The sequence below is a fragment of the Actinoplanes awajinensis subsp. mycoplanecinus genome, from assembly GCF_001509495.1.
Taxonomy (GTDB): Bacteria; Actinomycetota; Actinomycetes; order Mycobacteriales; family Micromonosporaceae; genus Actinoplanes; species Actinoplanes palleronii.
Map to the genome: position 1 here is coordinate 24524 of NZ_LLZH01000007.1, position 9229 is coordinate 33752.

At 66.1% G+C, this 9229-nt stretch carries 7 protein-coding genes and 1 pseudogene; 4 read left to right on the forward strand and 4 right to left on the reverse strand.

The genetic code is table 11. The annotated features are described in order from the left end of the window. Window positions 1-513: 513 nt before the first annotated feature. Window positions 514-591, forward strand: a pseudogene (locus tag ADL15_RS56980) (SEC-C metal-binding domain-containing protein); the annotation flags it as partial. A gap of 69 nt (window positions 592-660) precedes the next feature. On the opposite strand, the gene ADL15_RS54940 reads toward ADL15_RS56980, so the two are convergent. After that, window positions 661-1218 (reverse strand): hypothetical protein, encoded by a 558-nt coding sequence (locus ADL15_RS54940; protein ID WP_232343864.1) that lies wholly within the window; start codon window positions 1216-1218, stop codon window positions 661-663. On the opposite strand from ADL15_RS54940, the gene ADL15_RS54945 reads away from it, so the two are divergent. Then, on the forward strand, window positions 1198-2016 hold the full coding sequence (locus ADL15_RS54945; protein ID WP_232343865.1) for a hypothetical protein: 819 nt from the start codon (window positions 1198-1200) through the stop codon (window positions 2014-2016). The genes ADL15_RS54940 and ADL15_RS54945 overlap by 21 nt on opposite strands. Window positions 2017-2511: 495 nt before the next feature. After that, the gene (locus ADL15_RS02705) at window positions 2512-5700 is read left to right on the forward strand and encodes a hypothetical protein (protein ID WP_157441119.1); all 3189 of its coding nucleotides are present in this window, start codon (window positions 2512-2514) and stop codon (window positions 5698-5700) included. Between the two features lie 220 nt (window positions 5701-5920). On the opposite strand, the gene ADL15_RS02710 is transcribed toward ADL15_RS02705, so the two are convergent. Next, complete coding sequence (locus ADL15_RS02710; protein ID WP_157441120.1) at window positions 5921-6343, reverse strand: hypothetical protein; 423 nt, start codon at window positions 6341-6343, stop codon at window positions 5921-5923. A 353-nt stretch (window positions 6344-6696) separates the two neighbouring features. Beyond that, complete coding sequence (locus tag ADL15_RS02715) at window positions 6697-6996, reverse strand: carbohydrate kinase family protein (protein ID WP_083970841.1); 300 nt, start codon at window positions 6994-6996, stop codon at window positions 6697-6699. A 427-nt stretch (window positions 6997-7423) separates the two neighbouring features. Between ADL15_RS02715 and ADL15_RS02720 the strand changes: the two genes are divergently transcribed. Then, entirely contained in the window at window positions 7424-7687 is a 264-nt protein-coding gene (locus ADL15_RS02720; protein WP_067684795.1) for an SDR family oxidoreductase, read from the forward strand. Between the two features lie 55 nt (window positions 7688-7742). Here the strand turns inward: ADL15_RS02720 and ADL15_RS02725 are convergent, their stop codons facing one another. Continuing rightward, the gene (locus ADL15_RS02725) at window positions 7743-8945 is read right to left on the reverse strand and encodes a hypothetical protein (protein ID WP_067684797.1); all 1203 of its coding nucleotides are present in this window, start codon (window positions 8943-8945) and stop codon (window positions 7743-7745) included. Between the last annotated feature and the right edge of the window lie 284 nt (window positions 8946-9229).

Below are 9229 nucleotides of genomic sequence, written 5' to 3' on the forward strand. Positions count from 1 at the left end.
AGTTGGTGAACATGATCCGGGCGGTGGGGCGGGCAGCCATGTGTCGGACGACGGGTTGGGCGAGGCGACCTGTGAGAAGACGTTGAGGTTGATCTCGTTGATCTCGTTGATCTCGTTGATCTCGTCGTCGAGGTGGGTGTCGATGAACGCGGCGCCGCCGAGGCTGATGCCTGCGTTTGAGCATGGCGATCTCCAGCGACTCGCGTTCCGATCCGATCCGAGCCACGGCGGCGGCCGGTGAGCCGGTGCTTGCCGGCGTCCGCGCAGAAGCCCTACGCTGGCCGCGGTCGGCCGTTGCCAGGAATCAATGACCCGATGCGGGTCTCAGCCGTGAGCCACGTGCGGCCATCTCCTTCACCACCAGTGCGACCCGCCCGGTCTGAGCCCTGCAGCTGGCGTGCAAGCGGGCTGATATTCCGGCATCCGCCGTGGCACCGGATAGCAAGCGGTTCGGCGGCATCTGAACGTCCGGGTGACCGGAGAAACTTGATCGCAAGTGCCACACTGAACGCGATGGATCCGTTAGCGAACTTCGGGCGAAACGACCCGTGCTGGTGTGGTGGAACACGCAAATACAAGGCTTGTCATGGACAGCACCACTCACCGTCCGCGCCCGGTGAGCTGATCAGCAACCCTGACGACGAGAACACGGTCTGGTTGTCACCGACCACCAGCATGGCCCGCAACGCGCTGCGGCAGCCGAGCGCCGGCGTCCCCCTTGTCGTACCGATCGGCCGTCCCCAGAGCCGCCCAGTCGAGGTTGATCCTGCCATTCAGGCACTCCTCGACGCGCCAAGGCTCAGCACACAACCGTTGCCGGTCCTCGGCAAACACCGCTTCGAAGTCCTCGATCACACCGAACATGACCGCGATGCCCTCACCGAGGGTGCCGCCGATCTCACCGTTGCCGTCGTGCAGTCGTTGACCGACCTGAGTCTCCAGCCTGACAACCGGCCGACGATCCTGTGGAACGACGAGGTCGACGCTGACCGTCTCCTCGGTCAGACACTCCTGTTTGCCGATCATGTCTGCGTCCCCGATCACGTCTTCGCCGCCCTGTTCGGCGACCGCGACGACGACGCGGTCCGCGACGCGATCGCCGAACAGCGCCGCCTGCGCCCGCTCATTGAAGCTGGCGTCGTCGTCCCGGTGCCCGAAGCCCTCGGCGTTGCCGCCCGAGCCGACACCGTCGACGCGATGACCGAACGCGATCTTCAACGCCACGATCTGACCAGTTGGGTTCGCAGCCAGCTCATCGTCGAGGGCCCGACGGCCCGTGAAGCCATGTTCATCAACCCGATCGACGACCTCGGCTCGCCGCTGCTGTGGCTTCTCTCCCGGCACACGGTCGTCGAGGAACAGCCGCACGGCATAGGCGCCTTTACCGCCGACCTTCTCGGCACCTACAACCCCGCTCACGATTACGAGCCGTGGAAACAGCAGAACCTCGACAAAGCCGTCGGCGAATACCTGCGACGCGCCAACGAGCGACTCATCGCCGGCAAGGTCTTCACCGCCGACTACCTCACCACGTCACCGTTCCAGGCCCGGCTACTCGCCCGGAAGGGTGCACTTCCCAACAAGCCGATCCACTCCGCGGTCTGGGCCGACATCCCTATCCTGCCCGGCGCGAACCCTGCTGTCCTGGCACGCGCCGTCACCGAAGAAGAAGCCGTCGAGGATCTGCGCCAGAAGGTCCGCAACGCTCTCCGCAGCGCCCGCGACCTCGGCACCGGCGCCGACGCCCTCACCGGGCTCGGTGAGGAACTGGCCCACGCTAGTCGGCAACTCCAACGCACGGTCCGCACCGAACGCCGATGGAAGGTCATTGCCCCCACCATCGCGGGGCTCGGAACCATCGCGCTAGGCGCAGCGGGCACCGTTCCCGCCATCGCCGGCGGCATCCTCAGCGCCGCCGCCGGGCTCCTCCCGTACTTCGCCGACATAGCAGGGCGGCGACGCAACGCCGCCTATCTCTTCTATCTGGCTAACCGAACCTCTCGACCCAAAAAATGATTGCCATACGTCGATAGGTGTGGCGCTGTCTATCTGGCATCGGATCGCGTCTCGTCGCCGAAGTCCACGGTCGGAACTGACCTAGGATTTCTCTCGGTACCCTTTTCGCGGTTGTTGGAATCCGTCGGCAGCCGTATCACATCGATATCCGACGCCCGCACCTCAAGATCATCCTACTGGGTGAGGCCGGCAAGGTGCGGGCCACGGACGTGCCCACCGCACCAGCAACGCACCTCGCCGATTCCCCGACGGCCTGCTGAAAGCTCGTTCCGTGAGGAAGGATGTCCCCAGCAACGTTCTAAGCTCACGACCGCGGCAAGGCTCGGCTCACGAGTAGGAGGGTATCCGCTGAACGCACCAGACGCCGATCACGATCTTGATCTGCTGAACCTGACGGAGATCCTCGCGCGCCAACCCACCCCGGTCCTCCCGCCGGTCGCTCCTGCCACCCGGCTCCCGGCCGGCGAGTTGTCGCCGGAGGTCTTCGAGCGCCTCGTGCTGGAGTACATGTGGTCCGTTGAGGCGGCGCGGGATGTCCACGTCTACGGCAGACGAGGGCAGAAGCAGTACGGGCTCGACATCGTGGGTGAGGACCGCGGACGACGCAGGTTCGTCTGCCAGGTCCGTCGGCTGCAGGCGATAACGCCAACCGAAATCCGCGCCGCCGTCGTCGACTACGCCGGTCCGCCACGGATCAGCGGAGAACCGGCGACAGCGCGCCGATTCGACGCCAGCCGGTTCGTGCTCGCCACCGCCGCCAGCACCCATGACGACACCGCCCTCGTTGACGAGATCACCGCTTTACAAGGGGAGTACCGCGGTGACCTGGAAATCGAGGTCATCGGGATCGAGCATCTGTCGGTGAAGCTGCGCGAAGCCGCAGGCATCGTGGCAGCCTTCTTCGGCCCCGCCTGGGCCCACGCGTTTTGCGGTGTCGAACCACCGGCATCCTCGCCAGGACACGCCACAGGCTTTGGCCTGCTGGAAGGCCCTCTCGCTGAGCAGGGTCTGGAGCATATGGCTACGCACGCTGAGCAAGTGCGAGAGACCGAGCCGACGGTCGCTGCCGGTATCTGCCGCGCCATCGCCGACAAGTTGGAAGCTAGTGGATACCCGGGCCATGCCGAGGTCTTCCGCCACCGGGCCGGCGACGACCTGCGCCGGGCGGGAGACTTTGCAGGGGCATTCGACATGTTCTGGCAGCTTGGGTTCGACAGCCTGCTGCGCGGCGACACCCAGGCACGGCTGGCGGAGTTCTCCAACCGGATGCCGGTATTGGACGAGGTCCGTCAGGCCAAGTCCACGGTGCTCACGACGGCGCTCGCCTGGTACGGCCAGGGCAGCGATCTCACCACCAGCATCCCGGCCTTGCGAAACGTACTCGATGCTGACGACCCACAGGCGCTCGCCCTGGTCACCGTCGTCGTCGAGCAAGCGGTCGTCGATCAGCTATTTTCCACCGACCCACCCAAGCCCATGGTGGGCGCGGAACCGCCAGCTGACCTCATGACTTTGGCCGATGCACTCCTCGCCATCGGCGAACGCGCGCTGGCCTCCACCGGCCCCGCCTCACGGGCCTGGCGTGCACGGCTACGCTGCGCACTAGCCGACGCCGGACTCGAACGATCCCATCGGGCACGCAACTCCACGACGGTCGACCAGGCATACGGGTCGCTGATTTCCGACGTCACCGCCGGCCGGATCCCGCCCGGACCCGCCGCAATGGTGCACGCCCGCGCCGGGCGCGCTTACGCCGTGGCCGGAGAACCGGACCAAGCGATCGACAGCTGGCGCCGGGCGGTCATGGCGGCCCTGCCAGAATTCGGCGGTGACGCCCGTGAGGCGTTCAGGTCCATGACCCGAGTCGTCAATAGCCGAGGCGAGGTGCTCCTTCCGGACCTCGCACGCATCTCACAAGCGGTACCCAACCGGCGGACCTTTCTCGCAGCCGCATCGGATCCTGCGATCGCCGCGTTGGACGCGTTGCGCGACCGCAGCGTGCAACAGGCGTTTCTCAGCGTTCGTCGATGCATATGGGAGGCTCGCCTGTCTGGCCACCTGTACGACGAAGGATGGGCACAGGCCACCTTCGCCGACGTCCTGAAGGCCGCCGACCGGCCGGACGCAGAGCTGACCAACCGGATCGCAGCAGGCGATGGCAAACGGGCCGCAGCTGCGGCCGCAGCCCGGTCCGACTGGCTCGACGTACTCGAGCAACTGCAGTACGGAACTCCCTGGGCCGTGGCGGCCGCGGCACAGGTGCTCGCCGCCGAAGCGGACCTGGTTCCGGATGACGCAGTGCGCCAGATTCTGCATCGGCTCATCGAGCTGGCCGAGACGGCCGCGACCAGTCCTGCAGTCGCCGGACAACCACCCGGCGCGGCCTTCCACGCGTTGACGTCGTTTGCGCACCGCATCGACGCAGACCATTTCGGTAGCCTGGTGCAACTCGTACGGCCCCATCTGGTTGAGGCGAATAGGCTGACTGAACCCTCGATCGGTATCGTTCGTGAGCTTTACCGGGCACTGCCTGAGCACCGCGACGAACTGGCCGTCCTCTTGACCGCGGCGCTCGACCAGTCCCATCAAGCGCACGCCTGGAGAGCCGTCCGTGCGCTGCATGAGCCAGCCGACCGGTTGGAGTCGATCACCCGAGATCGGGCCCGCAACGGCGACGATGACGCGATCGATAGCCTGAGCCAATGGCGCGTCGCCACGCCGGAAGTCCGGGTAGCGGCCCGCCGGTCCGCTGCCAACCTGTTGCGTACCCCCACAGGGCACCCCCGCACCAGCTGGGGCTTCGGCGGCAGCAACGCCACTCTTACGGCCATGAGAGTGGCCACCCTCATGACCGATGGCGACAACGAGGACCTGCCGCCGGAAGCACTAGCCCTCGCTCAACCCGAGGAAGGGCCGATAGAGCCCGACGTCATGGCGATCACCGCTGCGGGACCTGTGCAGCCGCTCGCCGCCGCCGTGGTCAACAAGCTGCTCGACCTGGCCGCCGACAGCCACGACATGGCAGTTTCGCGGGCCGACGCGGTGGCCGCGCTCGCAGTTCTGGTCGAGGTCATGCCAGCGAACACACAGCTGGATATCGCTCGACGACTGGTCGCTCTAGCGCGCGAACCGGAGTTCGGCCCCCAGGACGATGCCGAGGTCTACGGCGCAGACCCTCTTCGCGGCTTCCGTATGAATCTCGGAGGACGTACCCTCGCTAGCCGCGCACTCCGAACAGCCGCCCAGGCCTACAAGAGTGCGCTCGCCAGTGATCCGGCGCTTGCTGATGCTGACCTCGCAACTGGCATGCGCACTCTCGCCGAAGCCATGTTGCGTTCCGATGACGGCACCGAAGCACAAGACGCGGCCGCTTCCCTCGCCATCATCGCCGAGCTCGTACCTGTCGATCTACTGCGGTTGGCCAGTCACCCCTCGAGTGAGGTCCGAGCTCTCGTCATGCACGGCTGGGTTGCGACCGCCGGCCATCCATCGAGTTTGCCCCTGCAACTCGCCGCTGACCCCGACGCCCGGGTCCGGCGCAGCGTGGCCCAGTTCGCGAACACGGTTGTCGCCATTCTCGGACAAGCTGATTCGGTTGAGCTGGTGAATCGCCTGCGTACCGATCGCGCGTGGAGCGTGCGTGACCGACTGGATCGCGCCCTGTCCGACTCAGGCGGTACCTGACCCTGAAACGATGATTCACCGCTTCTTGCCGGCCAGCCTCCGCGGATGCTCCCGTAGAAGCGAGCGGGACCATGTTTGCCATGGACAGGTATTGATCAAGTAAGTCCTGGCGTAGTACCTCACTGCGCTCGGGTCTCGGGGCGACCGCGCGGCGGCGAGGGATGTGCGTGGTCATGGGGGCTCGCCCGCTGAGCGGGCCAGACCATCAGCAGAGCCGTGGTCATGGTAACCAGCTGAGGGCGACGAATCCATGGTTGTCCGGTCGGTCCTGGAAGTGCTGGGTGAAGATGGTCACTACGTCGCCTTGGTAGATGCGGCTGCCCGGCGGTGTCGCAAATCCGCGGCGGCGAGCCCGGCGGCACTCCGGGTTCTCAACGCAGAGCACGGCTTCCCCGCACACCTCAACCACGGTGTCGTTGATCATCGCGCAAACGTCCGGTGGATCTTCGGCTAGATCGGCTTCCGTGAGCACGGTCAGCTCGTGCGCCGACATCATCTGATCCTTGCCGTTGTCGATGATGACGGCGCGACGGGGTCGCCGAAGATTCTTGATAGCAAGCCCCAGGGCATCTTTGAACATCTCACCTGTCCAGTCATGGCTCCACTGGCTGGCGAAATGCCCGGTGCACGGGGGGTCGGCCATGATCATTATGGTTGACCCGAGGGTCCTGGTAGTAGCCACCTGCTCTCCAAATGTCACGGACTGCACAGGGTGGTGGAGTACCAGCCTGATGGAGTCGAAACGGTCACTGGAGCCTTCGCGGTCGAGGGTCTGCCTGATCCGCCAACGCTCCGAGCGAAGGTCGAGCCCTTCCCACAGGCAACCCGGCCCACGTTCCGCACATTACTTTGCGTAAGTGGCAGCCGGCCGACAACCGGTGTAGCGAGTCCAAGAAGGGCGGAATGCAACCGCGCGATCGAGGACGGCGAGACCTCGATGCCGCCGATGCGGGCGGCAACTGGCGCGGGCCTCGCGAACAACGCCACCGCGCCGTGTCATCGTGTGTGCGCGGCCCGAAAGTCCGCCAGCTCGCGGGCTGATGGCATGGCGATGAGGTCCCCGGACCCGGTCGTTACCAGCGCGCCGACGGCGGCGGCTTGATCAAACCGGTCTTGGAGGGTGCCGTCCGTCAGCGTCGCGGCGAGATGGCCGGCGGCGAAGCCGTCGCCAGCACCGACGGTGTCGATCGGGCGCACTTTGAAGGTTTCCGAGCGCGCTGTGGCGGCGGCGGTGAACGTCTGCGCTCTCGGCCGGGCCGGACGGAACCGATAGGATCGGGATGCGCCGCCGGGCATGCCCCCGTTTACCCCCCGAAAACCCCTACTGGCGGGCGACAATCAGTGACAAGCTGTGATCGTCGATCCTTCACGTTTGTGCAGCTCATCGCCAATGTGTGGCAACCGATGACAAGCCTGGAACGGTCACGCGTTTGTAACAAGGGGTCGCAGGTTCAAATCCTGTCAGGCCGATTTTGCGAAAGGCGAGCGTAGCCTGCCTTTTGTTTGTTTGGACATCGATGCAACCGCGGCAGCGTGACACGCGTTTTGCACGGACGCGCGTTTTGCACGGACGCGCGTACGGTTGACGCCATGATTGCGGATGATCTTTGTAGCCAGTTCGTACTCAACAGCCCGTGAGCCTTCCCTCCGTATCAGCCCGACTTCCGGCGCAGGGTCATTGCGTGTTCGGATAGCCGCTAGTCGCGGCCCGAATGAGATCGTTTTGACCGGCGTGCGGGTCCAGGTGCTCTGCTCGGGCGTGGTCGCCACTGAGTTCCACGAGCGGCCGGGCATGGACCTCAACGCCGCACGCCGGATGACCGCCAACGAGGTCGTCACCACCAGCCTGCGCGGCCTGGAACTCGGCGAGGTTGTGGTGGCCCCGGGGGTCGAGAACGCCGATCTGCTGCAGACCGTCTTCCCCGCCGATGTGGCCGCCTTCAACGTCCAGAGTCCCGAGCTGGCCTCCCGCTACCGCACCGTCTGACGCAGCATCACAGGCCCACCCGGCGCGTGAACACACCACGCAGCCGTGTGGGTCGTCAGGTGCCTGACGATGGTGAACCAGTCAGCGGGAGTGCTGCGTCGAGTGCCTTCGGCTGCTCACCGCCATCGGGCAGCGCTCGCTGGGGATGGCTGAGTCGTTGGGTACGTTCCCGTAGCTCACCGATGAAGGCGAGGTCGAGATCGATGGCGGTCAGAGCCTGTTCCGGCTGCTCGCCTGCCTGAGCCGAACGTCGCGACGCCTCGGCGACTGCGAGCAGCCGCTGGGACTGGTTCGTCACCGCCTCGCTCAACCCGCCCTGCATCTGCAACTCGATGGCGCGGATCCCGTCGCGTGCCCGCTTGCCGACGGCCATCCGGAAGGTGTCGATCAGCGACCTCAGCTCGGCTGCGCTCTCGCTGTTGCGACGGCTGCGCTGCCGCTGCTTCTCCCCGGCCAGGGCGGTCCCGCCCAGGGCGATCGCGCCGGACGCCGCTACGGCCGTGGACAGCCAGTACGGCATCGCGAGGCCGAGGAACCGGGGAACGATGAGGGCGATCATGATGCCGCTGTAGGCCGGCATGAGTACGCTGACCAGACGGGTGGCCATCGTCTGCCGCTCGGATAGTATCCGTGGGCCGCGGCGGATGTGGGCGACCAACTCCGCCGGCGGTTCGAGGTCGAGATGCACTGGCGGCACCGCCTCACTCACCCCGATCGAGGCGGCGACCTGCTCGCCGATTTCGCGCGCGGCCACGTGCAACGCTCGATGTACTGCCTCGGTCTCGGCCACGAGGCGCTGTCGCAGCCAGCGGTCGAGGTCGGCGCCGGCCAGCCCCGGTGACTCGATCACCGCGGTGCCCTCGTCGAGCAGGGCTCGCAACCAGTTGTGCACGGCGAACTCGATGTCCGACATGGTCGCCGCCAACGCGTCGCTGAGTGCCCGTGGCCATTTGCCGGCTTGTGCCTGAAACGCGCGCAGGCGGCTCTCGTCGTCACGTGCCTCGGCGGCGAGGCGCGCCCGGTGGCGGGGGTCGGCCATCGCCGCACGCCGGCTCCGAAGATCTACTTCCAGCGACTGCAGGGCGTGCATCACCGCTTCCACGATGATCATCGCGGGGCGCCCGTCGGCGAGTTCCGCGGCGGCCATGCTCATCCGGCGTTCCAGATCGGGGCGTAGGTTGGCGGCGGCTCCCTGTAGCACCTTCTGGACCACGTCCAGAAGGTCGTCCTGAAGGCTCAGGTCGCTCCGCACGGTCATCGGATTCCTCGGTGGATACTCCGGCCTTCAGGCCGGAGAGGAAACGGACTCCTGCGGAGCAGGTCGGGGGTAGCCGATTCGCCGTCAAGGCGAACTCGGCGTCTATTCACCGACTGCCCACCAGGGTGTTTGCAAACAAGCGCGTTAACGTGTGGGGCATGTCCGAACGCGCGGTGAAGCGGGCTTTCAAGTTCCGCTTCGTGCGCCACGAGGCGCTGTTCTATCGAGTGGAGGTGAAAGACCTTCACCATTGGGTCGTCGCAGCGGCTCGATAGAAGCTGGGG